The 26,826-nt window shown below is 70.3% G+C and carries 22 protein-coding genes and 1 pseudogene; 7 read left to right on the forward strand and 16 right to left on the reverse strand.

What is annotated here, in order from left to right; all coding sequences use genetic code 11:
• Window positions 1-33: 33 nt before the first annotated feature.
• The 5 genes from ACTMVF_RS22165 to ACTMVF_RS22185 are packed head-to-tail and all read right to left on the reverse strand — an operon-like array spanning window position 34 to window position 5,483.
• Window positions 34-1,251, reverse strand: a complete 1,218-nt coding sequence (locus ACTMVF_RS22165) for an FAD-dependent monooxygenase (RefSeq protein WP_441272832.1) — start codon at window positions 1,249-1,251, stop codon at window positions 34-36.
• Complete coding sequence (locus tag ACTMVF_RS22170) at window positions 1,251-2,237, reverse strand: beta-ketoacyl-ACP synthase III (protein WP_441272833.1); 987 nt, start codon at window positions 2,235-2,237, stop codon at window positions 1,251-1,253. The genes ACTMVF_RS22165 and ACTMVF_RS22170 overlap by 1 nt, the downstream gene beginning before the upstream one ends.
• Window positions 2,221-3,969, reverse strand: coding sequence for an acyl-CoA dehydrogenase family protein (locus ACTMVF_RS22175; RefSeq protein WP_441272834.1), 1,749 nt, complete (start codon window positions 3,967-3,969; stop codon window positions 2,221-2,223). Before ACTMVF_RS22175 ends, ACTMVF_RS22170 begins: the two co-directional genes overlap by 17 nt.
• A 54-nt stretch (window positions 3,970-4,023) precedes the next feature.
• Window positions 4,024-5,241, reverse strand: coding sequence for a beta-ketoacyl-[acyl-carrier-protein] synthase family protein (locus ACTMVF_RS22180; RefSeq protein ID WP_441272835.1), 1,218 nt, complete (start codon window positions 5,239-5,241; stop codon window positions 4,024-4,026).
• Window positions 5,238-5,483 (reverse strand): phosphopantetheine-binding protein, encoded by a 246-nt coding sequence (locus ACTMVF_RS22185; protein WP_302001121.1) that lies wholly within the window; start codon window positions 5,481-5,483, stop codon window positions 5,238-5,240. Before ACTMVF_RS22185 ends, ACTMVF_RS22180 begins: the two co-directional genes overlap by 4 nt.
• A gap of 359 nt (window positions 5,484-5,842) precedes the next feature.
• On the opposite strand from ACTMVF_RS22185, the gene ACTMVF_RS22190 reads away from it, so the two are divergent.
• Window positions 5,843-6,370 (forward strand): hypothetical protein, encoded by a 528-nt coding sequence (locus ACTMVF_RS22190; protein WP_441272836.1) that lies wholly within the window; start codon window positions 5,843-5,845, stop codon window positions 6,368-6,370.
• A 188-nt stretch (window positions 6,371-6,558) separates the two neighbouring features.
• Here the strand turns inward: ACTMVF_RS22190 and ACTMVF_RS22195 are convergent.
• Window positions 6,559-6,968: pseudogene (locus ACTMVF_RS22195) on the reverse strand (glycoside hydrolase); the annotation flags it as partial.
• A gap of 301 nt (window positions 6,969-7,269) precedes the next feature.
• Here ACTMVF_RS22195 and ACTMVF_RS22200 point away from each other — a divergent pair.
• The 4 genes from ACTMVF_RS22200 to ACTMVF_RS22215 all read left to right on the forward strand — a co-directional run bounded on the left by ACTMVF_RS22200 (window position 7,270) and on the right by ACTMVF_RS22215 (window position 13,186).
• Window positions 7,270-7,737: a hypothetical protein gene (locus tag ACTMVF_RS22200; RefSeq protein ID WP_441272837.1), complete on the forward strand. Its 468-nt coding sequence runs from the start codon at window positions 7,270-7,272 to the stop codon at window positions 7,735-7,737.
• A 441-nt stretch (window positions 7,738-8,178) separates the two neighbouring features.
• Entirely contained in the window at window positions 8,179-9,570 is a 1,392-nt protein-coding gene (locus ACTMVF_RS22205; RefSeq protein ID WP_441272838.1) for a cellulase family glycosylhydrolase, read from the forward strand.
• 94 nt (window positions 9,571-9,664) lie between these two features.
• Window positions 9,665-11,806 carry a beta-galactosidase gene (locus ACTMVF_RS22210; RefSeq protein WP_441273090.1) on the forward strand — a complete coding sequence of 714 codons (2,142 nt, stop codon included), beginning with the start codon at window positions 9,665-9,667 and terminating at the stop codon, window positions 11,804-11,806.
• Window positions 11,807-12,205: 399 nt separating this feature from the next.
• Window positions 12,206-13,186, forward strand: coding sequence for a LacI family DNA-binding transcriptional regulator (locus ACTMVF_RS22215; protein WP_441273091.1), 981 nt, complete (start codon window positions 12,206-12,208; stop codon window positions 13,184-13,186).
• A 161-nt stretch (window positions 13,187-13,347) separates the two neighbouring features.
• Here ACTMVF_RS22215 and ACTMVF_RS22220 read toward each other — a convergent pair whose 3' ends face one another.
• Window positions 13,348-13,695 carry a hypothetical protein gene (locus ACTMVF_RS22220; RefSeq protein WP_441272839.1) on the reverse strand — a complete coding sequence of 116 codons (348 nt, stop codon included), beginning with the start codon at window positions 13,693-13,695 and terminating at the stop codon, window positions 13,348-13,350.
• A 20-nt stretch (window positions 13,696-13,715) separates the two neighbouring features.
• On the opposite strand from ACTMVF_RS22220, the gene ACTMVF_RS22225 reads away from it, so the two are divergent.
• A complete protein-coding gene (locus tag ACTMVF_RS22225; RefSeq protein WP_441272840.1) occupies window positions 13,716-14,219 on the forward strand; it encodes a cupin domain-containing protein in 504 nt (167 codons plus the stop codon).
• 95 nt (window positions 14,220-14,314) lie between these two features.
• Here the strand turns inward: ACTMVF_RS22225 and ACTMVF_RS22230 are convergent, their stop codons facing one another.
• The 9 genes from ACTMVF_RS22230 to solA form a co-directional block, all read right to left on the reverse strand.
• Window positions 14,315-15,298 carry a D-2-hydroxyacid dehydrogenase gene (locus tag ACTMVF_RS22230; RefSeq protein ID WP_441272841.1) on the reverse strand — a complete coding sequence of 328 codons (984 nt, stop codon included), beginning with the start codon at window positions 15,296-15,298 and terminating at the stop codon, window positions 14,315-14,317.
• A gap of 1 nt (window position 15,299) precedes the next feature.
• Window positions 15,300-16,751, reverse strand: coding sequence for an NAD-dependent succinate-semialdehyde dehydrogenase (locus tag ACTMVF_RS22235; protein ID WP_441272842.1), 1,452 nt, complete (start codon window positions 16,749-16,751; stop codon window positions 15,300-15,302).
• A 41-nt stretch (window positions 16,752-16,792) separates the two neighbouring features.
• Window positions 16,793-18,073 (reverse strand): NAD(P)/FAD-dependent oxidoreductase, encoded by a 1,281-nt coding sequence (locus tag ACTMVF_RS22240; protein WP_441272843.1) that lies wholly within the window; start codon window positions 18,071-18,073, stop codon window positions 16,793-16,795.
• A gap of 109 nt (window positions 18,074-18,182) precedes the next feature.
• Window positions 18,183-19,022: an ABC transporter permease gene (locus ACTMVF_RS22245; protein WP_441272844.1), complete on the reverse strand. Its 840-nt coding sequence runs from the start codon at window positions 19,020-19,022 to the stop codon at window positions 18,183-18,185.
• Window positions 19,019-19,924, reverse strand: coding sequence for an ABC transporter permease (locus ACTMVF_RS22250; protein WP_441272845.1), 906 nt, complete (start codon window positions 19,922-19,924; stop codon window positions 19,019-19,021). Before ACTMVF_RS22250 ends, ACTMVF_RS22245 begins: the two co-directional genes overlap by 4 nt.
• Window positions 19,925-19,928: 4 nt before the next feature.
• Window positions 19,929-21,095 carry an ABC transporter ATP-binding protein gene (locus ACTMVF_RS22255; protein WP_441272846.1) on the reverse strand — a complete coding sequence of 389 codons (1,167 nt, stop codon included), beginning with the start codon at window positions 21,093-21,095 and terminating at the stop codon, window positions 19,929-19,931.
• Entirely contained in the window at window positions 21,088-22,185 is a 1,098-nt protein-coding gene (locus ACTMVF_RS22260; protein ID WP_441272847.1) for an extracellular solute-binding protein, read from the reverse strand. The genes ACTMVF_RS22255 and ACTMVF_RS22260 overlap by 8 nt, the downstream gene beginning before the upstream one ends.
• Before the next feature lie 107 nt (window positions 22,186-22,292).
• Complete coding sequence (locus ACTMVF_RS22265; RefSeq protein WP_441272848.1) at window positions 22,293-22,973, reverse strand: haloacid dehalogenase type II; 681 nt, start codon at window positions 22,971-22,973, stop codon at window positions 22,293-22,295.
• A 126-nt stretch (window positions 22,974-23,099) separates the two neighbouring features.
• Window positions 23,100-24,236, reverse strand: a complete 1,137-nt coding sequence (gene solA / locus ACTMVF_RS22270; protein ID WP_441272849.1) for an N-methyl-L-tryptophan oxidase — start codon at window positions 24,234-24,236, stop codon at window positions 23,100-23,102.
• Between the two features lie 280 nt (window positions 24,237-24,516).
• Here solA and ACTMVF_RS22275 point away from each other — a divergent pair, with 280 nt between their 5' ends.
• The gene (locus ACTMVF_RS22275) at window positions 24,517-26,136 is read left to right on the forward strand and encodes a PucR family transcriptional regulator (RefSeq protein ID WP_441272850.1); all 1,620 of its coding nucleotides are present in this window, start codon (window positions 24,517-24,519) and stop codon (window positions 26,134-26,136) included.
• Window positions 26,137-26,826: the final 690 nt, after the last annotated feature.

Genomic DNA, 26,826 nt, shown 5'->3' on the forward strand with positions numbered 1-26,826 from the left:
GCCTGGCAGGGCGCCGGATTCTGTGGCGGCCGGTCAGTGCGACCGGTCGGGCAGGGGCGGCAGATCGGCTTCCGCGTCGTGGCGCTGGATCCAGGACACGTCCTGGACCAGGGACGACATCGTGCCCGTGGCCGCCTTGCCGTCCTCGTCGGGCCGTAGCCGCTGGGAGCCGCCGCCGCGGGAACCGAGCTGGACCCGGGTGGTGTGCGGCCTGCGGACGGCTTCGTAGGAGCGCAGTGCGCCCGCGATCCGCCGTCGCGTGGCGTCGGTCGCGGGTGCGGCGTCGTCCAGTGCGTCGAGACAGTGCGCGAGGACCGCAGCGTCCTCGACGGCCTGGCTGACGCCCTGTCCGTGGTGGGGCAGCATGGGGTGCGCCGCGTCGCCGAGGAGGGTCACCGCGCCGCTGCCCCAGCGGGTGAGCGGCTCACGGTCGTACAGCGCCCAGCGCCGTGCCTCGCGCACCGCGGCGACCAGCGACTTGACGTCGGGGTTCCAGCCGCTGAAGACCGCGGCGAGCGCGTCGAGGTCGCCGGGCGCGCTCCAGGACTCCAGGCGCCAGTGCGGGTCGGGCACGACGGCCACGAAGGTGAGGAACTCCCCGCCGCGCACCGGGTAGACCAGCAGGCGGGCGTCGGGTCCCGCCCACACGAGCAGGGTGTCGCCGGGCAGGTCGGGAACCTGGTCGCGCGCGACGAGTCCCCGGAACGCGCTCTGGCCGGAGAAGACGGCGGTATCGGGTCCGGCGACGGCCCGGCGCACCACCGAGTGGGCCCCGTCGGCGCCGATGAGGACATCGGTCTCGGCGGTGGTGCCGTCGGCGAACTCCAGCCGGATCACGGGGGCGGTGTCGGTGAACCGTTCGAGCCGGTGTCCCACCCGCACGGTGCCCGGCGGCAGCGACTCGGCGAGCATGGTGTGCAGATCGGCACGGTGGATCGTGTAGTAGGGCGCCCCGAATCGAGCGAGCCACTCCTCGCCCATGGGCTGGCGCACCAGGGTGGTCCCGCCGGACCACTCCCGCACCTCCATCCCGACGGGCCGCACGCCGCTCGCGCGCAGCCGCTCGCCGAGGCCCCAACGTTGCAGGATGCGGCTGCCGTTGGGGCCGAGGTGCATGCCCACGCCCGCCTCTTTGAGTTCCGGCGCCTGTTCGTAGACGCGTACCTCGTGGCCCTTCCGGGTCAGGGCGAGGGCGGCGGCGAGCCCGCCGATGCCGGCCCCGACGACCGCGATCCGCACCTTCGGTGCCATCAGCCCCTCACCTCGTGGACGGGTTCCGCGCCCGACCAGACGACGGCGGCGGAGCCCCAGGTGAGGCCACCGCCGAAGGCGGTCAGGATCAGGCGGTCCCCGGTGCCGATACGTCCTTCGGTGGCCGCGTCGGCCAGGGCGAGGGGGATGGAGGCGGCGGCCGTGTTGCCTACGTCCGCGATGTTCGAGATCACCCGCTCCGGTGGCAGGCCGAGGCGTTTGGCGACCGACTTGAGGATGCGGATGTTCGCCTGGTGGCCGACGAACGCGTCGACGTCCGCCATGTCCCACCCCACCTTCCCGGCGACGGAGCGGGCGGATTCCGTCATGGTGGTGACGGCCCGGCTGTAGACGTCGCTGCCCCGCATGGTGAGGTACTCGCCGCGCGGCGGGATGGTGATCAGATCGTCCCCGGTGCCGTCGCTGCCGAGTTCGGTGTGCAGCACGGCACCTGGGTCGCTCGTCCGGCCACGCTCCAGGAGGACAGCGCCCGCTCCGTCTCCGAAGACGACGGCCGTCGTCCGGTCGTCGGGGTCCACGATCGAGGAGTAGGCGTCCGCGCCGATGACCAGGGCCCGGTCGCAGCTGCCCGCGGTGATCATCGAGGAGGCCACGGTGAGCCCGTAGACGAACCCGGAGCAGACGGCGGACAGGTCGAACGCGGCGGCCGCCAGGCCCAGTTGGGACGCCACCCAGGGGGCGGTCGCGGGGCAGCGCCGGTCCGGCGTGGTGGTCGCGAGCAGGACGAGGTCGCAGCCGTCGCGCCCGGCCGACTTCAGCGCGGCGGCTCCGGCGGCGACGGCGAGGCCTCCCGTGCCGGTCCCCTCGGAGACGCGGCGACGCCGTTCGATGCCGGTACGGCTGTGGATCCAGGCGTGGTCCGTGTCGAGGTGCTGCGACACCTCGTCGTTGGTGACGACGGCCTCCGGCAGGCAGGTGCCCAGGCCGGTGACGACGGCGCCGACCCGGTCATTCGCCGCGGTCATGGACGGCACCTCCTTCCGAGGACGCGGACGACGCCGACACCGGGGCGGGCCCGGCGTGGGCGAGGGCCGTATGGAGTTCCGCGAAGTCCTGGCGGGCGATGGGTGCGGTGATCAGCTCCTCGGGCACGCCGAGTTCCCGCATCAGTTCCGCTGCGTCGAGGGGGGCGCCGGCGGCCTCGTGGCGGATCTCTTCGAGGCGCAGGACCGCGTCCTGGTCGAGGATTCCGGCCCTCAGCGCGGCGAGCGCGTGCTCCAGTACGCAGGTCGCCGCGTACTGGCCGAGGAGGCGCTCGGACAGGGGGGTCTCGGTGTGGGCCGCCCAGTGGCCGATCGCCAGCGTCTGGTGGACGGCGCGGGTCCACTGCGCGCTGGCCTCGCCCGGACCGTGCCGCTCGACGTGGTCGAGCAGGACGTCGCAGACGGCCCGCAGCCGGCGGGCGGCGTCCAGACCGCCGGCCCCGGCGACCGCCTCGTCGAGCACGGTGTCGAACTCCTTGCGGTGGCGCAGGGCGAAGCGGGACGCCTGGTAGCCGAGGACGGTGTTGTCCCCGCCGAAGGTGACGGCGATCTCGTAGTCGTGGAGCAGGGGCGTGATCTGGTTCGCGTCGTGGTATCCGAGTCCACCGCACAGTTCCCGCGTCTCGGCGAGGGTGTGCCGGGCGTCGCCGGTGCATCCGGACTTCCCGCAGGAGATCAGCGCGTGCAGCACCTGGTCGCGGGCCGGTGCTCCCTGTGCGGCGCGGGCGACCGCGATCTCGGACAGCGCCTCCATGGCGTGCCGGGCGGCGAGGGACCGGCCCACGGCGGTCGACAGCCGCATGCGGTAGTGCTCGTGACCGATCAGCGGTCTGCCGAAGGTCTGCTTGACGGCCGCGAAACGGGTGGTGATCGCGCAGGCGAGGAGCTGCGCGTACGCCGCGCCCACCGAGGGGAAGAGCCGCTCGTGGGTGAAGGTCGCCAGGCACTCCTCGAACCGCCGGTGGCGCGGCAGCGGGGAGCGGTAGGTGCCGTCCGCGTCGATCAACGCCCAGCGGTTCATCAGGGCGGACACCGGCAGGCGGTAGTCCGTGAAGGAGAGGACGCCGGTCTGGTTGGCGGTGACGCCGCCCTTCGGCTCGGCCCGTCCGATGCGCACACCGGGCAGCACCCTGCCGCCTTCGCGCAGCGGAACCCGTATCCAGTGGTGGCCCTCGTCCCGTCCGCCGACGTGCAGCCGGCTCAGCACCATGGCCACGTCGCCGGTGTGCAGGCTGTTGCCGATCCACACCTTGCTGTCGGCGGGCCGGGGCGTGTTCAGGACCAGCGTCCCGCTCTGCGGGTCGTAGGTGGCGGTGGTCCGCACCTGCTTCAGATCCGAGCCGGCGTGCAGCTCGGAGCCGGCGAAGCAGTACACCTTGGCCATGCGGTCGATCTCCGGGCCGTAGGAGCGCAGTTGCTGCTGCCCGCCGTGGCTGAGCAGTGCGTCACCGGCGATCTGGTGGGAGACCAGGACGTTGAGCAGGGACAGGTCGTACGCACCGATCCAGCCCATGGTGCGCAGGAAGTCGGGGAAGCGGGCGCTGTCGCCGCGGCCCAGCCAGAGGGAATTCGCCGTGAAACCGGCACCGTTGAGGAGTTTCGCCCGGCGAAGCGTCAGCAGACTGTAGTCGAGAACGCTTCCGTCGTCCGGTCTGATGGTGGCGAACTCGGGCCCGGACAGGACCCGGGCCAGCTCTTCTTCGCGTTGCGTCATGGACTCTCCTGGGATGGGTCGCACGGATCTGTGCCTGCGCGCGGTCGTGCCGGGTCAGGCGTCCAGCACCAGCGCGCAGTTGCTGCCCCCGAATCCGAAGGAGGTGCTCACGGCGACGGTTCCGCCGTGGCTGCGCGCGCTGCCGAGGACCAGGTCCAGTTCGGGCAGGTCGGGGTCGGCCCGCTCCGTGTGCGCGATCGGCGGCAGGGTGCCGCTGCGCAGGCTGCGCAGGGTCAGCACGGCCTCGATGGCGCCGGCCGCGCCGAGGGTGTGGCCGAGCAGCCCCTTGTTCGCGGTGACGGACGGTCCGTGGGGGAAGAGGCGGGCGATGAGCCGGGCCTCCGTCTGGTCGTTCTGCGGTGTCGAGGTGCCGTGCGCGTTGACGGTCGTGACGTCCCGCGCTGTCATGCGGGCCGCGGCCAGCGCCTGTTCCACGGCCGCCGCGGCGCCCGCCCCGTCGGGGCGGGGGGACGTGGGGTGATGGGCGTCGGACGTGCTGCCGTAGCCGAGGAGCCGGCCGAGTACGTCGGCGCCCCGGGCGTAGGCCTTCGCCGGCTTCTCCATGACGACGGCCGCCGCGCCCTCGGAGATGACGAAGCCGTCGCGGTCCGCGGCGAACGGCCGTGACGCGTCGGGACCCTTGTGCTCGGAGAGCGCGCCCATGCGGGCGAATCCGGAGACCACGAGGGGGGTGACGGCCGCGTCCGTGCCGCAGGCGATGACCGTGTCGCAGACCCCGGCGTCCAGCAGCGTCTTGCCGAGGCCGAGCGCCGAGGCGCCCGACGCGCAGGCGGCCGCCACCGTGTGGCTGGGCCCGGTGATCCCGTACCGCACGCTGAGGGTGCCCGCCGCCATGTTGATCAGTGATCGGGGGTGCAGATACGGCGAGACCATCTCGGGGCCGTGGCGGTCGAGCCGCCGGTGCTGCTCCTCCAGCGTGGTGACCCCGCCGAAGGCGCACCCCACCACGATGCCGACCCGGCTGCCGTCCCAGCTCCGCGGGTCGAGCCCCGCCTGGACCAACGCCTCGTCCACCGCCGCCAGGGCGAACCGGATGAAGGGGTCGGTACGGGCGGTGCCGCGCCCGGTGAGCTGCCCCGGCCGCAGGGGCGGCACGCGCAGGCTGTGCCACGCCCCGGTGCCGGCCAGCGGCTCCGGGTCACCGGACTCCAGGGACCTGGCCGCGCACAGCGCCTCCCAGGTCGTGTCGGAGTCGGTGCCCGCCGGGGTCACCAGGCCGGCACCCGTGATGGCGACGGGTCCTTCGGTCACGCCGCTTCCAGCCCCGAGCCGGCCAGCGAGACGACGTCCCCGACCGTGAGGTCCGCTATCCGGGTCTCCTCGCCGCCGAGATCCACACCCGTCTCTTCCTTGATCCTGACGATGAGTTCGGCGATGGCGAGGGAATCCAGTTCGAGGGTGCGCAACAGGGCGCTGTCCGTGATCTCCGCGGGGTCCACTTCCAGGTCTTCGGCCAGGATCCCGTGCACGACAGTCTTCGGGTCCATGCTCATGTCTTTCACCTCTGTGGGGGCTCAGGATTGATTCGGCACCTCGAAACGAGATCGGCTCCACTGTGCTGACGCCGGATATGGAGCACGTATCGCGCCGTTATCAAGAGAAAGCGGCGGAAAGAGCGAGAACGCCAAAACCCGCCGGACGAACCGGCGGGCTTGAAAAGGGAATTCAGGCCGTCCGCATCGGGACGACCGGCACGCTGCGCTCCGCGGTGCAGGCGTGGACAGCGGCCGGTGCGGTGGCGGGCAGGTTCGATATCCAGTAGTCCGTCGGAGTGCCTGGCCGTCCGGCCATTCGGCGAGGAGTGTCTGGACGGGCAGGACGCCGTCCCACTAGCAGGAAGACACCACTGACCATGGCGCTTCTCGCCGAACACAACGTCACCGCCACCCCCGGCCGCCGCGTGCTGGAGGTCTACGACGCTGACGCCTACCTCGGCGACGAAGCAGCCCTGGACGCCGCCGAGACACAGGTGGTGGCCGGCAACGGCTACCACCTGTACCTCCTCAGCCTGCAACAGGACATGGAAGTCCAGATGACCATCCGCATCTGGGACACCCCACCCGCCCCGCCCACCGAGGCCGAAGGCCACACCGACATCAGCCTCGAATCCGAAACGGGCACCCTGGTCATCGGCCAACTCGACCGCGGCCCCGCCGACGAGATCACCCTGCCCCGCCCCGGCGTCTACGAAGGCCACGCCTGGTGGCAGGGCCGCCAGGCCGCAGGCGACTACTACAACACCACCCTCGACCAGCTCACCGACGACTCCCCCGAAGACCAGCTCACCGAAGCCTGGAACAACAGTCCCTTCGCCGAACGCTACGTCCTCGACCTGGCCTACACCCGCGAACCCGAACCCATCGACGACGAAGACCTGTAAGAGGGGCCTGCCGACAGCCCGTCGGTCACCATGGGCTTCAGCCCGGGTCGGACGAGTTCTCCATCCTGGGCTGGGGTTCGGCAGCCGCGCGGGCCACTCCCGGCGGTAGCGGCACCAGCCGCTACCGCCGCTCAACCGCCACGGTGGCGCACATGCGCAGGTCAGCGCCGTGCGCACGCCCGGCCATGGCGCAGCTCCGTCTCGATCAGCGGACTGACGTGGCAGGGACGGCCGTTGACCGGGTTGTACGCGGCCATGGCGCCGGTCGCGGCGCCGGAGGCGACGACGGGGCGGAAGGCAGCCAGGTCGTACTCCTCCTCGGAGCAGCCCTCCTCGTTGCCCCCAGCGCGGGTCGCGCAGCAGGTTGAGCACGGGTGCCCAGGCCTGCAGCGAGTTGGCTCCCTGCTCGGCGGCCGACAGCCTGCGGGAAGACGGTCGCCACCCCGAGCCAGGAGACGCCGTGCAGGGCCTCGCTGCCGATACGGAAGGGGGCGATGCCGAGGCGCGGCACAGCCGGTGCGTACTGATGCAGCATCGCGAGCCGTTCGTCGAGCGTGAGCCCTCCGACCACGTCGTCGATGCGCTTCGACAGTGGCAGGGCGGGATCGCAGAACGGGGGCCGGTCGGTCTCCGCCTAGAGAGCAGAACTCACGGGGCGACAACCTCGACATGCGGGAGACAGACGGAAGTTGGGGAAGCGCGATCGACGCTGCCATCGCCCGTCACAGGGCGTCAACGCCCCAAGCTGAAGAAAGTTTCTTTTCGTTCGACCCCTTGTTTCGAACGAAACACCTCGTTAACTTCCACCTCTAGGTGAAGCGCTTCGACAGTTCCGGCTGCCACCGAGCGCGGTTCCCGTGCGATCCCGAGTGCCATCCGAGGGCGAAAGGGCCACCCCCATGACTCAAGAGTTCAACCGCAGAAGGTTCGTCGGCGCGGCAGCGTCGGTCGCCGCGGTCGCCGCAGCGGGTCCCCTGCTGTCGGCCTGCGGAGGCGGGGGCAGGCAGAACACCGGAGGCAACTCCAAGTCCGGCCTGAAGAAGGCCCTGCCGGCCTACGTCCCGCGCAACGCCGTCAAGCCCGACATCGCCCCCGTCCAGGGCAGCGAGGGCGCGGTGACGGACCCGGGCTTCCTGCGCTACCCGACCGAGCGCCCGGAGACCGTCGACGGGGTGCCGGGCCGCGGAGGAAAGTACACCGCGGTCACGCCGCTGTGGGGCACCGTGCCCTCGCCGGGCAACTCGTTCTACGAGGCCATGAACAAGGCGCTCGGCGTCGAACTGACCATGAAGCCGGTACTTGTCCGGCGGCAAGATCAAGAAGGCACTGTCCACGCCGACTGGTTCGCGTACGAGCCGACGGCCTGACCCGACGCCGGAGAAACCCCTGGATTTCCGCCTGTACGCACGTCCCGCAGGCGGGGCACCCCCACACCCATCCAGAAACCGAAAGGGACCCAAGGGACATGACCGACTCGTACCAAGCCGCGAGACGGCTCCCGAGGCGCATAGCGAACATGCTGCTCGCCCTGGTCGCCACCGCCGGACTGCTGCTCGGCGCCGGGCTCACCGCTCCGGCGGCCAACGCCGCCCCGCAGGTGCCGCGCGTGCCCGCGAACGCCAAGGGCGCCGTCGCCGCGATGCAGCCCAGCTGGAACCTCGGCAACACCCTGGACGCCTTCCCGCAGGAGACCTCCTGGGGCAACCCGCTCACCACCAGGGCGCACCTGGCGAAGATCCGCTCGGAGGGCTTCCGCAGCGTTCGTATCCCGGTCACCTGGACCGACCACCAGTCCACCACCGTACGCCGTGGACGCCACGTACATGGACCGGGTGGAGGAGGTCACCGACTTCGCGCTGGCCGAAGGGCTCTATGTGGTGCTCAACGTGCACCACGACTCGTGGCAGTGGGTCGGCAAGATGGCCACCGACCATGACGGCGTGATGGCCCGCTTCAACTCCCTCTGGACGCAGATCTCGTCGACGTTCAAGGACAAACCGCGCACCCTGCTCTTCGAGAGCATCAACGAGCCCGAGTTCGAGAACGCCACTGACGAGCAGAAGGCCACGTTCCTGAACGAGCTGAACACGTCGTTCCACAAGATCGTCCGCGGCTCGGGCGGGCAGAACACCAACCGCCTGCTCGTGCTGCCCACGATCTACTGCAAGCCTGACCAGCCGCTCATGGACACGCTCTACAACACGATCAAGTCCCTGAACGACCCCAACCTGGTCGCCACCGTGCACTATTACAGCTGGTTCCCGTTCAGCGTGAACATCGCGGGTGGCACCCACTACGACGAGACCGCACGCAAGGACCTCGACGGTGCCTTCCAGCGCATGCGCGACACCTTCGTCGCGCGCGGCATCCCGGTCTACCTCGGTGAGTACGGGCTGCTCAGCTGGCCGGACCACCACCACCCCTCCCGTGTCGAGCGGGGCGAGGCCCTCAAGTACTTCGAGCACTTCGGCGACGCGGCACGCCGGACCGGAGTGACCACCGCCCTGTGGGACCCCTTCGCCTATCTGAATCGCGAGACCTTCCAGTGGCGGGACCAGGAGCTCTTCGACCTGATCAGGACGAGCTGGACCACCCGCTCGGGCTCGACGTCCTTCGACCGCCTCTTCGTCCCCAAGTCCGGACAGATCACGGACCAGTCGCTCACGCTGAACCGCAACGGCCTGTCGTTCCGCGGTCTTTGGCACGGTGACCGGAGGCTGGTGGCGGGCAAGGACTACACCGTCTCCGGAGACAAGCTCACCCTGAAGACCGCCGCACTGACCCGCCTGGTCGGAGACCGCTCGTACGGTGACAACGCCACGCTCCAGGCCAGGTTCTCGCAGGGCCGGCCCTGGAAGCTCCATGTGGCGACGTACGACGCCCCGCGGCAGACCGGCGCTTCGGGCACCACCTCCGCGCTCGCCATCCCCACCCGGTTCCGCGGGGACCACCTCGCCACCATGGAGGCCAAGTACGGCGACGGCACCACCGCCGGGCCCACCGCCTGGACGCCGTTCCAGGAGTTCAACATCTCCTTCACCCCCGACTACGCGGCCAACACCATCACCCTCACCGAAAAGTTCCTCACCTCGCTGCGTGACAACGCACCGGTGACGCTGACGTTCCACTTCTACAGTGGCACCAAGATCACCTATCAGGTGGTCAAGTCCGGTACGTCGGTGGCCGGTTCGACCGTCTGATCCCCGCCCCCCATCCTCCCGGCTGCCGGGTCCAACGTTCCCGCTCCCGGCAGCCGGGACCCTTCATGAGGACTTCCATTTCATGAGCACTTCCATGACCACACTGCCCCCGCGCGTCCTGTTCGGCGCCGCCTACTACCACGAGTACCAGCCGTACGAGCGGCTCAAGACCGACCTCGATCTCATGGCCGAGGCCAAGTTCACCGTCATACGGGTCGGCGAATCGGTGTGGTCCACCTGGGAGCCCGAGAACGGCCGCTTCGAGCTCGACTGGCTGCAGCCCGTCCTCGACGGCGCCCACGAGCGCGGCATCTCCGTCGTGCTCGGCACCCCCACCTACGCGGTGCCGCCGTGGCTGGCCCGGCAGTGCCCGGAGATCGCCGCCGAGGACGCCACCGGGCGGCGCGCCGCGTGGGGTGGCCGGCAGGAGGTCGACATCACGCACCCGGCCTTCCGTTTCCACGCGGAGCGGGTGATCCGCGCGATCGCGGCCCGTTACGCCGGCCATCCCGCGGTCATCGGTTTCCAGGTCGACAACGAGCCCGGCCCGCGGCTGCCGCACAACCACGGTGTCTTCCAGCGGTTCGTGGACGACCTGCGGCAGCGGTACGGCGATGTGGAGACCCTCAACCGCGAGTGGGGGCTGGTGTACTGGTCGCACCGACTGTCCACCTGGGCCGACCTGTGGAAGCCGGAGGGCAACGCACAGCCGCAGTACGACCTGGCCTGGCGGGCGTTCTCGGCCCGGCAGACCACCGAGTTCATCGCCTGGCAGGCCGGCATCGTGCGTGAGTACGCGAGGCCGGGCCAGTTCGTCACCACGTGCCTGGCCTACTGGTCTCCCGGCCTGGAGGACGACGAACTCACCGACAGCCTGGACGTCACCGCGGGCAACCCGTACTACGACATGCAGGACAGCCTCACCATGCCGGAGCCGCCGCACGAGAAGCTGCCGGGGCAATGGATGTCGTACGGGGCATGGACGCTGTACCACAGCGCCGACCGGATCTACTCCTCGCGCCAGGAGCCGTTCCTGATCACGGAGACCAACGCCCAGGCCATCGGCGGCACTTCGGACAACCGGCCCGCCTTCGACGGGCAGTGGCGACAGGCCGCGTGGGTGCTGGTCGCGCGCGGGGCCCGCATGATCGAGTACTGGCACTGGCACACGCTGCACTTCGGCGCCGAGACGTACTGGGGCGGGATCCTCCCGCACAGCGGACGGCCGGGCCGCGCCTACCGCGAACTCGCCCGTTTGGGAGCGGAGTTCGAGCGGGCTGGAGACCTGGTCGCCGGGATCACACCGGACGCCGACATCGCGATGGTGTACTCGGCGCCGAGCAAGTGGCTGATGAACAAGTACCCGCCGCTCGCGGGTCCCGACGGCGGTCCGGACGGGGATGCGTACGAGGGCATCTTCGACCCGTTCTACCGGGGCGCGTTCGAGGCGGGGCGCCAGGTACGGATCCTGCACGCACGCCAGTTGCACGACCCGCGCGGCGAACGCCCGGGGCTGACACCGGAGTCGGCGGCCGAGCTGCACCCCGTGCTCATCGCTGCCGCGCTGTACGTGGCGGACGACGGGATGCTCGACTGGCTCGGCGCTTACGCGGAGGCGGGCGGCCACCTCGTCCTCGGTCCCCGCACCGGCTACGGCGACCATGAGGCGCGGGCCCGCCACGAGGTGACACCGGCGCGACTGGTGCGGGCCGCGGGCGTCCGGTACGACGAGTTCAGCAACCTGCACGCCGACCTGCCGCTGCGCACCGCACCGGACAGCCCGCTCCAGCTGGCGGGCGACGCGGTGGCCACCCGTTGGGTGGAGGGCCTGGCCGTCGAGGACGCCGACGTCCTGGCCGAGTACGACCACCCGCACTTCGGGCGCTGGCCGGCCGTCACCACCCGCCGCCACGGCGCGGGTCGCGTCACGTGCGTGGGCACCGTGCCCGGCCGCGAGCCGGCCCGCGCGCTCGCCGCATGGCTCGCGCCCACCCCGCGCAGCGGCTGGCGGGACCTGCCCGGCTCGGTCACGGTCTCGACCGGCACCTCCCCCGACGGCCGCCGCGTCCACGTGGTCCACAACTGGAGCTGGGAGCCTGCGACCGTCACGGTACCCGTGCAGCTGACCGACGCCCTCGACGGCGGCGTGCTCCCGGCCGGTACGCCCGTACGACTCGGCGCCTGGGACGTCCGCGTCCTCGCCGCCGAACCGGACGCCCCCGCGGAGGAGCGATGACATCCGCCGGCAGGCTTGGGCTGTCCGCGGCGGCGGGGACAGGCACGCTCCCGTCGCCGCACCGCCCTCGCCACCGGCACCCCCGCACACCGCGAGCGGTCAACTCGCTTGACACGTACGGGAGATCATGGGGTCGCTGCTCACCGCGGCCGAAAGTCGGGCGGAAAGTCACCATCAGGAGTACGGGTGAGCGCCCCGCCGCCGTCCCCGCACGCGCACGGCCCGGGACCGGCTGAGCCCGCTCGTGCTCCGATGCCAGAATGGCGCCGTGTGGGCGGGCGCACGCAGAGGTGGGCGAAAGGCAGGCCCAAGGAACGAGGAAAGGCAGCCGTGGCGGCCAAGAGCGAGGATGCGGCGAAGGACGGCAAGGAGGCCGCGTCGGGCGGCGGGCTGCCGTCGGTGACCATCGCGTACATCGCGGAGTCGGCCGGCGTCTCGGTACCCACCGTGTCCAAGGTGCTCAACGGCCGCTCGGGGGTGTCCGACGAGACCCGGGCCCGGGTCGAGAAACTGATCAACGAGTACGGGTACCGCAAGCCCCCGGGAAGCCGCCGCCAGAAGATCGTGGAGCTGGTCTTCCGCGAGCTGGAGAGCATGTGGGGCGTGGAGATCCTGCGCGGCGTGGAAGAGGTGGCCAGCAAGAACCGGATCGGGGTGCTGGTCTCCAAGCTCGGCCTGCACGACTCGAAGACCGCGATGGAGGAGACCGCGGGGCGGCGCCCGCAGGCCGTCCTGTCGGTGTCCTGGCTCTCCGACGCGGAGCGCGACCGCCTCGCGTCGAACAGCATCCCGTACGTCGTCTTCGACCCGATCGACGACGTCCCCGACGGTGTCCCGTACGTCGCCGCCACGCACTTCAGAGGCGGCCAGTCCGCGGCACGCCACCTGATCGGCCTCGGCCATCGGCGCATCGCCATGATCAGCGGCCCCGATCACGCGTTCTGCCTGGCGCGGATGGCCGGTTACCGCTCGGCGCTGGAGGCGGCCGGGCTTCCGGTGGACCCGGAGCTGATCGTCCGCGTGCAGCTGACCCGGGAGGACGGGCACGCCGCGGCGGCCGAACTGCTGGCCCGCCCCGACCGGCCGACCGCGATCTTCACCGCGAACGACATGCAGGCGCTCGGCGTCTACCAGGCGGCACGCGAGGCCGGCCTGCGCATCCCGGAGGACCTGAGCGTGGTCGGCTACGACGACGTACCGGTCACGGCCTGGGTGGACCCGCCACTGACGACCGTGCACCAGCCACTGACCGAAATGGCCGCGGCGGCAACGGAGTTGGCCCTGACCCTCGGCCGCGGCGAGAAGATCCCTCAGCTCGGCCTCGAGATCGCCACCCACCTCGTGGTCCGCGAGAGCACGGCCCCGCCGCCGCAGGACTGAGCGTCCAGGTACGGGAGCGGCGCCCCGCACCACGCCACCCCACCTGTCGATGTCGAGGGTGTCATCGCCGGTGCACCGCAGCGGGTGCAGGTCGCGGGCCGGTCGGTGCTGAAGATGCCGCATCGCGGCGAGGCGGCGGATGCGTCCGCGCTGCCCGCCCACTACCAGCGGATGCTGCAGATCGTGCAGGCTGCGGGCGGCCGGTGATGGTCAAGGACGTCGGAGCCGAGCTCGGGATCGACGCCGCGGTGCCGGGTCGGATGGAGCCATTGCGGGGGAAGCTGTCGAAGCCGGCCGGGCGGATCGCGGTGATCATGCTGGCCACGCTGCGGTATGACCAGCGCCTGGCCGACCTCGCCGGCGGTAACGATGAGCAGCTCCTTGGACCGATCGGGGCCCTCAATGCCGCCCTTGGCCTCACGCCTGACACAACGTCCGAACATCGTGCCCGCAACGGACAGTTCACGCGTGGGCTCCGTGCGGGGCGTCAGAAATACTCGATGCACCATGCCCGGGCACGGTCCATCCGGTGCTTGCCGAGGCCGCCCATCATGTCGCCTTCGGTGATCGGCACGCCCTCACCACCATGGCGGCGGAGGCCGGAACACGGAGGCGCCCGGTGACGCCTGGCATGTCCGCTCCCGATTTTCGTCGTTGTCAAATCCAGTGGAGGAAAAGCATGTCGCTCCTGAAGACCATCGATCCCAACCCCTCCTTCGCACCCCAGGAGTCCGACCCGCTGCCGGAACGCCTGATTTCCGGCAACCCGACTTACAAGACCTGGGCCCAGGACGCCGCCCGCGGGGAAACGATCAAAACGGGCGTCTGGGAAGCCACGCCCGGCGAGACACGCTCGATCAAGGGCGAGCTCTTCGAGTTCTGCCACATCCTTTCCGGCGTCATCGAAATCACGCCGGAAGGCGGCGAGCCGGTGGTCTACAAGGCAGGGGACAGCTTTGTCATGAAGCCAGGCTTCGTCGGAGTCTGGAAGACCATCGAAACCGTGCGCAAGATCTACCTGACCGTTTCATAAACCCAGCTCAGCGATGCGGTATGGGGCGATGGGACCGGGCGGCTACCGCCCGGTCCCATCGCCCCATACTGCTCGGCGTCGCGTGCTGCTCGCCTTCAGGCGGGGTGCGTGTCGTCGACCACGTATCCGCGCCGCTTGTCCACCACGTTGCGCAGCGGCCGGCCCTCAAGGTGTCGGGTGAGGTTGTCGAGGAACACTTCGACGAGTGCCTCCCGCTCGCTGGTGGTCTCGCCCGCCGTGTGCGGGGAGATCATCACGCCGGGCATGTCCCACAGGGGAGAATCGGCAGGCAGCGGTTCCTGGGCGAACACGTCCAGGGCTGCGCCGGCGAGCCGTCCGGCGGCGAGGTGGTCGACCAGCGCCTCCTCGTCGACGAGTCCGCCACGGCCTACGTTGATCAGCCGCGCCCCCGGCTTCATGGCGGCGAGCACGGAGGCGTCGACCATGCCCCGGGTGTCCTGGGTGAGGGGTGCGGCCAGGACGACGTAGTCCGCTTCCGTCAGCGCGGAGCGCAGGGTCCTCGCACCGTGGACCGTGCCGAAGTCGGGGTCGTCCGTGCGGGCCTTGCGGCCCGCGCCGCACACACGCATCCCGACGGCGCGCAGCAGCCGGGCGATGGCCCGGCCGATCGGCCCCGTCCCCCAGACCAGCGCGGTGCATCCGGTGATGCCGTCACTGGGGCGCGGACGCCACTCGCGGCGCCGCTGGTGCTCCCAGGTGCCGGGGAAGTCCTTGGCGAGGGCGAGGATCATTCCGAGGACGTACTCGGCGGTCGGCTGTTCGTAGACCCCGCGGGCGTTGGTCAGGACAACGCGCGGATCGTCCACCAGGGCGGGGAACAGGAAGGAGTCCACGCCCGCTGAGGCCGCGTGGACCCAGCGGGGTGCCTTCTCCGGATCGTCGGGCCAGGCCTCGCGGATGGCCGGGGTGATGGTCACCCAGGCCAGGAGGACGTCGGCGCCGGGGAGGAGGTAGGGCAGTTCCTCCTCGGTGGCGTAGACGGTGTCCGCGAGGCGTTCGATGAGTGCGGTGGCGGGGGGCCGGTTGCCGCGGTAGAGGACGACGAGTCGGGCGCGCATGTCAGGCTCCGACGGGGACGGCCAGGTACTTGTACTCCAGGAACTCGTCGATACCGACGCGTCCGCCTTCGCGGCCCAGGCCGGACTGCTTGACGCCGCCGAAGGGCGCGGCGGGGTTGGAGACCAATCCGGTGTTGATGCCGATCATGCCGCTTTCGAGGCGTTCGGCGACGCGCAGGGCACGGTCGAGGTTCTGGGTGAACAGGTAGGCGGCCAGACCGAATTCGGTGTCGTTGGCGGCGGAGACGGCCTCGTCCTCGGTCTCGAAGGTGCGGATCGCGGCGACGGGGCCGAAGATCTCGGTGTCGATGATCGCGGAGTCGGGGGCGATGCCGGTGAGGACGGTGGGCGGGTAGAAGCAGCCCGGTCCTTCGGGGAGTTCACCGCCGGTCAGCACGGTGGCGCCCCGTTTGACGGCGTCCCGCACCAGGTCGTGGGCCTTGCTGCGGCCGGCGATGTCGATGAGGGGGCCGACGTCGGTGCCGGGTTCGGTGCCGGGCCCGACGGTGAGGGCGGCCATGCGGGCGGCGAGGCGGGAGGCGAACTCCTCGGCGACGGAGGTGTGGACGAAGATGCGGTTGGCTGCGCAGCAGGATTCGCCCATGTTGCGCATCTTGGCGACCATGGTGCCCTCGATGGCCACGTCGAGGTCGGCGTCGTCGAAGACGATGAGGGGGGCGTTGCCGCCCAGTTCCATGGAGGTGCGGATGACGGTGTCGGCGCACTGGGCCAGCAGGATCCGGCCGACCTGGGTGGAGCCGGTGAAGGAGAGCTTGCGGATCTGCCCGCCGCGCAGCAGGGGTTCGACGACGCCGGCCGCGTCGGTGGTGGTGACGATGTTCAGCACACCGGCCGGCAGACCCGCTTCGGTGAGGATCTCCGCCAGGGCGAGGCTGGACAGGGGGGTCTGAGGGGCGGGTTTGAGGACGATGGTGCAGCCGGCGGCGATGGCGGGGCCGATCTTGCGGGTGCCCATCGCCAGGGGGAAGTTCCAGGGGGTGATGAGCAGGCAGGGGCCGACGGGCTGACGGGTGACCAGCAGGCGGTTCCTGCCGTCGGGGGCGGTCATCATGCCGCCGTCGATGCGGACGGCTTCCTCGGAGAACCAGCGGAAGAACTCCGCCGCGTAGGCGACTTCGGCACGTGCCTCGGCCAGGGGCTTGCCCATCTCCAGGGTCATCAGCAGCGCGAGGTCCTCGGTGCGCGCGATGATGATGTCGTAGGCGCGGCGCAGGATCTCGCTGCGCACGCGGGGCGCGGTGGCGGCCCAGGCGGCCTGCGCGGCGACCGCCGCCTCGACGGCACGCCGGCCGTCGGCGGGTGAGGCGTCGGCGACCTGGCACAGTTCCTCGCCGGTGGCCGGGTTGTCGACGGACAGGGTCCGGCCGGACTCGGCGTCCTGCCAGCCACCGCCGATGAACAGCTGCTTGGGAACATCGCGGACGACAGTCATCGTGGGTATCTCCTTGTAGGTGTAGAGGGGCTGTCGACCGGTCAGCGGATGCGGTCCAGCGTCTTGTAGTAGGCGCCCGCGAAGGGCAGGAACCAGGCGGTGCCGTTGTAGAGGGGGATGCGGGGCGGGGCGATGTCGCGGACGGGGCTGACCTCGGGGTGGCCGTCCATCACCTCGGCCATGACGTGCCCCATGTGCGTGGCCATCTGCACGCCGTGGCCGGCGTATCCCATGGAGTAGTAGACGCCGTCCTCGGTCTGCCCGGCGTGCACGATGCGGTCCATGGCGAAGCCGACGGAGCCGCCCCACACGTACTCGATCTTGGTCCGGGAGAGCTGGGGGAAGATCTCGCACATCTCACGGAACAGGACCGCTCCGCTCTTCTTGTCCGAGGTCGGGTCGGACGGTGCGAAGCGGGCGCGGCCGCCGAACAGCAGCCGGTTGTCCGGGGTGAGCCGGAAGTAGTGGCAGACCTTGTTGGAGTCGACGATGAGGCGGCCCTTGGGGATGATGTCCCGGGCGAGTTCCTCGCCGAGCGGCTCGGTGACGATGATGAAGCTGCCCACGCAGACCTGCTGGCGGCGCAGCCACGGGAAGTTCTTGTCGGTGTAGGCGTCGGTGGCCATCATGACCTGCCCGGCGCGGATCACACCGCGCTCGGTGCTGACCTCGAACCGGCCGGCGGCGGTACGCCGCACGCCGATGGCCGCGTTGCGCTCGTGGATCTCGACACCGGTGCGCTCGCACGCCTCGGCCATACCGCGCACGAAGCGGCCGACGTGCAGTGCGGCGCTGAACGGGTCGAGCAGGCCGCCGTGGTAGGCGTCGGAGCCGATCTCGGAACGCAGCTCGGCCTTGCCGATCAGAGTGGTCTCGTGTCCGAAGTACTTGGCCAAGTCGCGCTGTTGGGCCTTCTTGCTCTCGAAGTGGGCGGGGCGGGACGCGACGCCCAGGCGTCCGACGCGGCGGAACTGGCAGTCGATGGACTCCTCGTTCACGAGCCGCTCGACGGTGTCCACGGCCTCGCCGTAGGAGTTGTAGATCTCGCGGGCCCGGTCGAGTCCGTACCGGCGGATGGCCTGGCTCACGCCGATGGTGAAGCCCAGGTTGGCCATGCCGCCGTTGCGGGCGGAGGCACCGGAGCCGATCTGGCCCTTCTCGACGAGGGTGACGCGGGCGCCCTTGCGGGCGGAGTGCAGGGCGGTGGACAGACCCGTCAGGCCGGCGCCGATGACCACCAGGTCGGTGTCCTCGGTCAGCGGCTTGCCGGACCGGTCGGGAAACACCCCAGCGGTTTCTATCCAGTAGGGAATCGTCTTCATGTCGGGTCCTCTGCGGGGAGTTTCGAAGCGGGGCGCGGCCGGGCAGTACCAGGGGCCCGGCCGACGGCGCTGTCAGCGGTGGCACGGCGGCCCGTGCCGGCGAAAAGGCTCAGGTGAGGGGTTCGACGGGGAGGGCGTTCTGGCCGTTGCGGTGGCCGCCGAGTTTGCGGACGAGGGCGACCAGGGCGAGGGCGAGGATGGCGAGTGCGATGAGCACGGCGCTGACGGCGGTGACGGTCGGGTCGACGTCGAACTGGAGGGCGTTGAAGACGAGGACCGGCAGGGTTCGGGTGTCCGGTGTGGACATGAACTGGGCGATGAAGAACTCGTCGAAGCTGGTGATGAAGGAGAACACCGCTGCCGCGATCAGGCCGGGTGTGGCCAGCGGGAAGGTGATCCGCCGGGCGATGGTCATCCGGCTGGCGCCCATGCTGGCGGCGGCGTCTTCGAGCCGTTCGTCGATGCCCTTCAGGGTGGAGATCATGATGAGGATCGCGATCGGTGCGGCGAGCACCGTGTGGCCGAGGGCGATGGCGAGGGGGCTGCCGAGCATGCCGACGGGTTCGAAGAACAGGAACAGGCCGAGGGCGATGACCACTTGGGGGATGAGCATGGGGGCCAGGACCAGTCCGTAGACCGCCGCGTGCAGGGGCAGTCGGCCGCGGGCCAGGGCGGTGGCGGCGGTGACGCCCAGGATCAGGGAGAACACCGTGGTCAGCGAGGCGACGAGACTGGACAGGGCGATGGAGGTGGCCCAGTTGCCGCCGGGTGCGGCCATCTGCTCGTACCAGCGGGTGCTGTACTCCTTGGGCGGGAAGGTGCCGATGCCGTCGGCACCGAAGGAGGTGACCAGGATGATGACGATGGGCATGGCCAGGAAGAGCAGGATGGCGGTGGCGCTCAGGGCGCGGCCGATGTGTCCGGCCCGAGTGGGAGGCAGTTCCATCATGAGCCGCTCCTTCGTGCGTGCGCCTTCTTGCGGCGGAGCTTGGCCAGGCCGAGCACGCCGAGGCCGGCGAAGGTGAGCAGCAGCAGGATCACACCGAAGGCGGCGGCGGAGTTCCACTGGTCCTGCTTCATCACCTGCTGGTCGATCAGCGCCGCGACCACGGTCTGCTTGTCGCCGCCCATCAGAGCTGGGGTGATGTAGTAGCCCAGGCACAGGATGAAGCTCAGCAGCCCGGCCGTGCCGATCCCGGGCGCCACCAGCGGCAGGTAGATCCTGCGGAAGATGGTGAACCGGCTCGCGCCGAAGCCTGCCGCTGCGGCCAGGAGCCGGCCGTCGACGCCCCGCATCACGCCCTGGAGCACGAGGACCGTGTAGGGGAGCATGACGGAGGTGGTCCCGATGACGACACCGATCTCGTTGTAGAGCAGCGAGAACGGGGCTCCGGGCACGTGCAGGGAAGTCAACAGTGTGTTGATGAGGCCGTGTTCACCCAGCATGATGATCCAGCCGTAGGTGCGGACCAGGGCACTGATGAAGTGCGGCACGACCACGATCAGCATGGCCAGCGCGGCGAAGACGGGCCGCATCCGGGCGATGGCGTGCGCCAGGACGAACCCCACCAGCAGGCTGAGCACCGCGGTCTCCGCGGAGATCCGCAGGGTGGAGAGCAGCACGGACAGGTTCACGCCGCTGAGCGCGTCGGCGTACCAGTGGAGGGTGAACCCGCCGGTGTCGCCTTCCAGGCTGAGGGAGAGGACGCCGATGATCGGGTAGACGAAGAGCACCAGCAGGAACACCGTGACGGGGACGGCGTTGACCAGCGCGATCCGGGAGCGGTGCCCGCGCATCGCGGACGTCTTCTTCACGCGCACCTTGCCGGGTGCGAGAGCGGTGCCGGCCACGGGCTCACCCCCCGTCCTTCTCATCGAAGACACTGACGTCCTCGGGGTCTGCGGTGACGCAGACGCGTTCGCCAGGGCGGGGCGGAGTGTGGGCGGTCTCGATCCGCAGCGGCTGCGTCCCCGGAGCGGCACCGTCCAGGCGGACGGTGATCCGGGTCAGCGAGCCGACGTAGACGGCCGTCTCGACCGTGCCGGTACAGCAGCCCTCCTCGGCACTGACCAGGCGGAGTTTGCCGGGCCGCACCGCGGCGCGCACCCGCTGACCGGGAGCACACGGGTGGGCGCGGGCCGTGAGGACGCCGCCGGTGTCCAGCCGCACGCGGGTGCGGTCGTCTCCCCGGCCGTCCTCGATCTTGCCGGTGAGGAAGTTGGCGGCGCCGAGGAAGTCGGCGACGAAAGGGGTGCGGGGGCGTTCGAACAGGCCGCGGGGGGTGTCGAACTGCTCGATGCGGCCGTCCTTCATGATGGCGATGCGGTCCGACAGGACCAGGGCTTCCTCCTGATCGTGCGTCACATAGATGACGGTGAGGCCGAGTTCGCGCTGAATGGACTTGATCTCGGTCTGCATCTGGTCGCGCAGCTTCTTGTCCAGCGCGCCGAGCGGTTCGTCCATCAGCACGATCGGCGGGCGGTAGACCAGCACCCGGCACAGGGCGACGCGCTGCTGCTGGCCACCGGAGAGCTCACGGGGCTTGCGGCCGGCGAACTTCGACAGGCCCGCCGCCTCCAGCGTCTCACCCACGCGGCGGCGGATCTCCGCCTTGTCCACCCCCCGCAGCTGCAGGGGGAAGGCGACGTTCTCGGCGACCGTCATGTGGGGGAAGAGCAGGTACTGCTGGAAGACGAAACCGAAGTCACGCTTGCCCGGATTGAGCCGGGTGATGTCATGGCCGTCCACGGCGATGGAGCCGGAGTCGGGCTCGGTGAACCCTGCCAGCATCATCAGCGTGGTCGTCTTGCCGGAGCCCGACGAGCCGAGGAAGGTGACGAACTCACCGGCCGCGATCTCCATGTCCACGCCGTCGACCACCGTCGTCCCGCCGTAGGACTTGCGCAGCCCCGTCACCGACAGCGACTTGCCCGTCGGTGAGGAGGAGCGAGGGGCCAGGGCAGCGGCGAGGTCGTCGGCGGACAGCTTTCCGGCGGTCAGACTCTGGGTCCGCTCAGGCATCGGCCCACTCCTGCCAGCGCTTGATGACGGCGTCACGGTTCTCGTCCCACCAGGCGGCATCGATATCGAACCCGGTCTTGAGGTTCTGCGGCGAGGTCGGCAGCGTGGCCAGGACATCGTCCGAGAGCTGCTTGGCTGCCGCCGGGACGACCGGGCCGCCGGTGGGGCTGAGCTTGGCGAAGGCCGCCTGCACCTCGGGCCGCAGCGAGAAGTCGATCAGCTTGTAGGCCGCGTCCGTGTTGTCCGCGCCCTTAGGGATGCCCCAGCCGTTGGTCATCCTGCGAGCGCCGTTCCACTGGTAGGCGACCGGCATCCCCTGCTTGATGAGCTCGTCCGCGCGACCGCCCCACAGGCTGGTCGCGACGACCTCCTTGCGGCCGAGCAGGACGGCCGGCAGGGCGCCGGTGTTCCAGAACTTCTTCACATCACCGCGGATCCGCGACATCGACGCGAAGGCCCGGTCCACATCGAGCGGGTACAGCTTGTCCAGCGGCACCCCGTCGGCCAGCAGCGCGAACTCCAGCTCCGGCAGGTCCGCCTCCGCGCTCTGCAGCGAGCGCGGACCGGCGAAGGCGTCCGTGTTCCAGAAGTCGGCCCAGCTCTTCGGGACCCGCTTGAGACTGTCCGTGCGGTAGGCCATCACGCTCGCCCACACGTTCTTGCCGACCGCGTGCTCCGGCAGGTTGTGCTCCGCGATCCCGGCGCCCTTGACACTCTTCAGCCGGTCGTGGTCCACCGGCTCCAGACACTCCAGCCGCGTCATCTTCTGGAAGTTCAGCAGTGTGTTGTCCATCAGGTCCACCTGCGGACGGCCCTGCTTGACCTGGGCGATGATTTGCGCCGACTGGTAGTTGACCGTCGTGACCGTGATGCCGGTCTCCTTGGCGAACGGCTCGTAGATCGCCTTCGTCAAGGCGTCGTTGTAGGCGCCGCCGCTGTTGCTGACGACGAGCCCCTTCTTACCGCCGCCCGACGAGCCTCGGCTTTCGCCGTTGCCCATGAGGGTGCCGCAGCCGGTCACCGCGGTGGTGGCGGCCAGCGCGCCTGCGGTGCGGAGTACGGTTCTGCGTCCTATCCGGTTGGCTTCCATCGGGCGCCTCCTGGTGATGGGTGTGGATTCGGGGGGAGCGGAAAACGCTGAGGTGGGGGGTGGGGGGGTCCTTCGGGGCTGTCCGTGCGGGACGAGGGCGTCGCGAGTCAGATGCCGAGCATGGTGTTGACGTCGTCCAGGGACTTCACCGTCACGTAGTCGTAGCCGTGAGTGACCGGGTCGCAGCCCCGGTCCAGGAGGACCAGGTTGCGGAAGCCCATGTCGTGCATCGGCATCAGGTCGTAGCGGGTGTGCGAGGAGACGTGTACGAAGTCCTCGGGGGACGCGTCGAGTTGGTCGAGCATGTACTCGAACGCGGCGTACCGGGGCTTGTAGTAGCCGGCCTGCTCCGCGGTGAAGACGGCGTGGAAGTCCGCCCCGAGCCGGGGCACGGTCTCCTCCAGGAAGGAGTCCCCGGCGTTGGAGAAGATCACCAGCTTGTAGTTCTCGCCCATCTTCTTCAGCGGTTCCGGCACGTCGGCGTGCGGGCCCCAGCTGCGCACGCCGTCGGCGAACCGCTTGCCGGCGTCCGGCGCGGCCTTGACACCCCACTTGCGGCAGACCCGCTCGAAGGAGTCCTGCAGCACCTGCTCGTAGGGGTAGTACTCGCCACGGACCTGGTCGTAGCGGTAGCCGCGGAACTCCCGGACGAACTGGTCCCACTGCTCGGCGGGGATCTGGTCGCCGACGAGCTCACGCGTGATGGGGGTCATCGGCCACTCGACCAACGTGCCGTAGCAGTCGAACGAGACGTACTTCGGGCGGAACTGAAACGAGGGAATGGGCATGGGGATGCTCCTGTCATTGCTTCGGGGAACTGGTTGTGGCCGGTGCATGGGCTTTTCAGGCATGCCCATGACAGAGATGTGGGGGTGGGGGGCGATGGGGGGCGATGCCGTCGACATCGCCGGGGATCAGGCGGCGCCGACTCCTGCCGGAGCGAGGAAGTCGATGGGGTGATCAGTGGTGCCGTCGAGCGCCAGGTCGGCGGCGATCTCGCCCATCGCGGGCGAGAGCTTGAAGCCGCTGCCGGAGAATCCGGCCATGACGATGATGTCGTCCTCGCCGGGGAGATGACCGACGAGCGGGTTTCCGGACTCCGTGTAGCCCTCCATGTAGGCCGACATCCTGATGGGGTCGGGGTTCAGATCGGGCATGAGTTCACTGATGAGCTCGCGGAAGGTGCCGAGTTCTTCCGGGCGGACCGTACGGTCGAGCCGTTCGGGCTCGGGCACCGGCAGATGACGTGCGAAGGAGAGACCGAGCTTGACGGAGATGCCGTCGGGCGACGGGAGCCCGAAGCAGTCGTGGGGTGTGGCGCGCACGAAGGGGGGAGCCCCGCCCGCGAACCAGTCGTGGCGGGTGGGCAGGTGCCACGAGCAGATCACCCGGCGGACGTCGACGGTCCGTGGGAGGTCCGGGAGCAGTGTGTTGATCCAGGGGCCCACGGTCACCACGGCGGCATCCACGTGGTCCGTGCCGTGGTCGGTGACGATCTGCACGCCGCCTCCCACCGCGGGGACGATCTCCCGCACCGGGGTGTAGCGGTGCAGCCGGGCGCCCAGCTGTTCGGCGCGGGTGGCGGCCGCCTGGACCGACGCCTCGGGCCGGATGATGGCGCCCTCGCGGTCGAGGACGGCGGTGTGTCCGTCCGGGAGGCGGTGCTGCGGGTAGCGGCGGGCGAGTTCCTCCCGGTCCAGTACCTCGTGATCGAGTCGATGGGTGGCGCTGGAGGAGAGGAGCCGGCGCATGGCCGGTGATGCGGTCTCTCCCATCACGAGGCAGCCGCTGCGGCGTCGCAGCGACCGGCCCGTCTCCGCCTGGAGCTGCTCCCACAGCCCGTCCGCGAGCCGCAGCAGCGGAATGTACCCGGGTTCGCCGAGGTGGGCTGCTCGGAAGATGCGGCTCTCGCCCCCGGCCGCGCCGCGGTCGTGACCCGGCGCGTACCGGTCGTAGCCGATGACCTCGGCTCCGCGGTCGGCCAGTCGCCACATTGCCTGGCTGCCCATGGTGCCGGCACCGATCACGGCGACGCGCTTCGGGATGCGCATGAGGTCGCTCCTTTCGATGGTGTGGCTGGGTGGCAGTCGGTCCCCAGCACGGTGCGGACACCGTGCGGACTTTTCCGGTTCGGGTCCCGCTGGGGATGGCGTTCACTTTCCGCCCGGGGGAACCTGCAGGTCAACCCACACTGTGTTCCGCCTTGGGGCCTTCTCGAGACGGTCTGTCACTGCGGACGGCCGGGCCGCACAAACTGCCGGGCACCCTCTTGTCACGGTGATTGGCCGGTGCGAGGGTGAGCCCGATCCCCCTCGGACGAAAGCACTCCCTATGCCGCCCAGACGTCCTGCAGCCGGGCAGTTCCCCACCATCACGGAGGTGCTGCGCCTGCCCGTGCTCGCCGAAGGGATGCCGCGCGTGCTGGCCGGTGAGTCACAGCTGGACAGGGCGGTGCGCTGGGTGCATGTCACCGAGCTGCTCAATCCCGCCGATTTCCTGGAGGGCGGCGAGCTGGTGCTGACGACCGGCATGCCGTATCCCCAGGACGCCTCCGAGCTGCGCGGCTACGTCGACCAGCTCGCCGACGTCGGCGCGGCCGGTCTGATTGTGGAGCTCGGTTACCGGTACCGGAAGGTGCCCGACGAGCTGGTGGCGGCGTGCCGTGCCCGTGACGTGCCGCTGGTCGAGCTGGCCCGTGGCGTCCGGTTCATCGACGTCACGCAGACGGTGCACGCGCTCATCCTCGACGCCCAAGGGGCCCTGCTGCGCCGCGGGAGGGACATCCAGGACATCTTCACGGCCCTGACGCTGCGGGGCGCGGACCCCGAGGAACTGGTGCACACCACCGCGGAGCTCACCGGAGCCCCCGTGGTGCTGGAGGATCTCACCCACCGGGTCCTGATGTGCGAGCTGCTCGGCCGGCCGTACGAGCCGGTGGTATCGGCCTGGTCGCGGCGTTCGCGGGCCGCCCCGACGCCGGAGAGGATCACGCCGAGCGGCCCGGAGGGGTGGCTGATCGCGCCGGTGCAGGACCACCGCGGCCCGTGGGGGCGGCTGGTCCTGCTGGAGGACCGGCTGAGTGCCGAGCCCGACCCGGAACACGTCCTGGTGCTGGAGCGTGCGGCGGTCGCGCTGACCATGGCGCGCCTGGCGGGGCAGGCCTGGTGGGAGCGCCGGGCCCACCGCTCCGTACTGCGAGACCTGTACGAACGGCGTTTCCGCTCCCCCGCGGACGCCCGCGCCCGCGCCGAGGCACTGGGACTGCCCACCCTCGGACACCGCCTCTTCGCCGTGGTCATCCGCCACCCGTACACCGGCACCGAGGGGGATCACGACGAACGGATCGCGAAGGCTCTGACGCACACCGGTATCCGCGCCCTGGTCGGCGAGACAGCCCCCGGCCGCATCGGCGTACTCCTGGCTCTGGCACATGCGAGCGCCTGGCAGCCGGTCGCCGAGCGGATCGGCCGTCTGACCCGGGAGGAGCTCGGACCGCAGGCAGTCGTCGCCATCGGCCCCGGGGTGACCGACCTTGGCGGGATCGCCCGGTCGTGGCAGGAGGCGGAGCAGACGGCCGAGGCCATCACACCGGCCTCCCCTGAGCGGTGGTTCTACGCCCCCGCCGACGTCCGGCTGCCGGAGTTGCTGGGCGTCCTTCGGGAGGACACCCGTCTTCAGCGGTACGCGGAACGGCAACTGACCCGCCTCATCGAGCACGACGGCCGCAACGGCGGCGATCTGCTCCCGGCACTGCGCGCCTATCTGGCGGCGGCCGGGAACAAGTCGGTCGCGGCGAAACGCGCCGGCATGTCCCGGCAGGCGTACTACCAGCGCCTGCACACCATCGAGCGGCTCCTCGGCTGCGACCTGGAATCAGGTCTGCAGCGCACGTCCCTGCATGTCGCGGTGCTGGTCCTGGACGCGGGAGAAGCAACTGTGCCCGACGCATGACGGGGCACGTCGGCCGTCACGCGCGGCGCCTCGCGGCGACCGGTGCCCGAGGGGAGACGCCTGTGTACGCGCGTCGTGTCCGACCCTGAGTTCACGTCATGGCCGGGGGCGCTCGCGCAGGACTGGGCGGCACCGGGGCAGCTTCGTGAGATGCGTGCAGACCGGTGTGCCGCGGCTGCGCGAGGGCCTCTTCCGTCGCCGAGGAGTGCACGCCGTCGGCGAGGGGTCGCCAGGGTGGGTGAGCGGTGGGCGGCGCCGTCCCTGCCGCCCACCGAGAGGGAGGGCTCAGAGGAGCTCGATCAGCTTGTCGGTGAACTCGGCGGTGGTCGCGGTTCCGCCCAGGACACGGACGCGGCGGGATGGCCGAGGGGACGCGGGCGCCCAGCCGCCGTGCGACGTCCCGCCACGAATCCATTGATGCACTGCGTACTGCATTACGAGACGCCATCCCGCCCGTTGACTACAAGTTTCCCCTCCCCTATGGTTGAGGCACTTCTCGAAAGGACGGGACCAACATGAGGACAGTCGCCCTGATCGGCGTTCTGCTTGTCTCGTGTGCTGGCCGCCGGACCTATGACGAGCCGCTCAGCTACTTCCCACCCCGGGAAGGACTGCGCCCAGGTACGGCCGTCGGCGAGCCTCAGACCCCGTTCTGAGTGTTCTGAATGCCGTTCGTCGCCGCGCGACGAA

The sequence above is a fragment of the Streptomyces sp. SD31 genome, from assembly GCF_052068475.1.
Classification (GTDB): domain Bacteria; phylum Actinomycetota; class Actinomycetes; order Streptomycetales; family Streptomycetaceae; genus Streptomyces.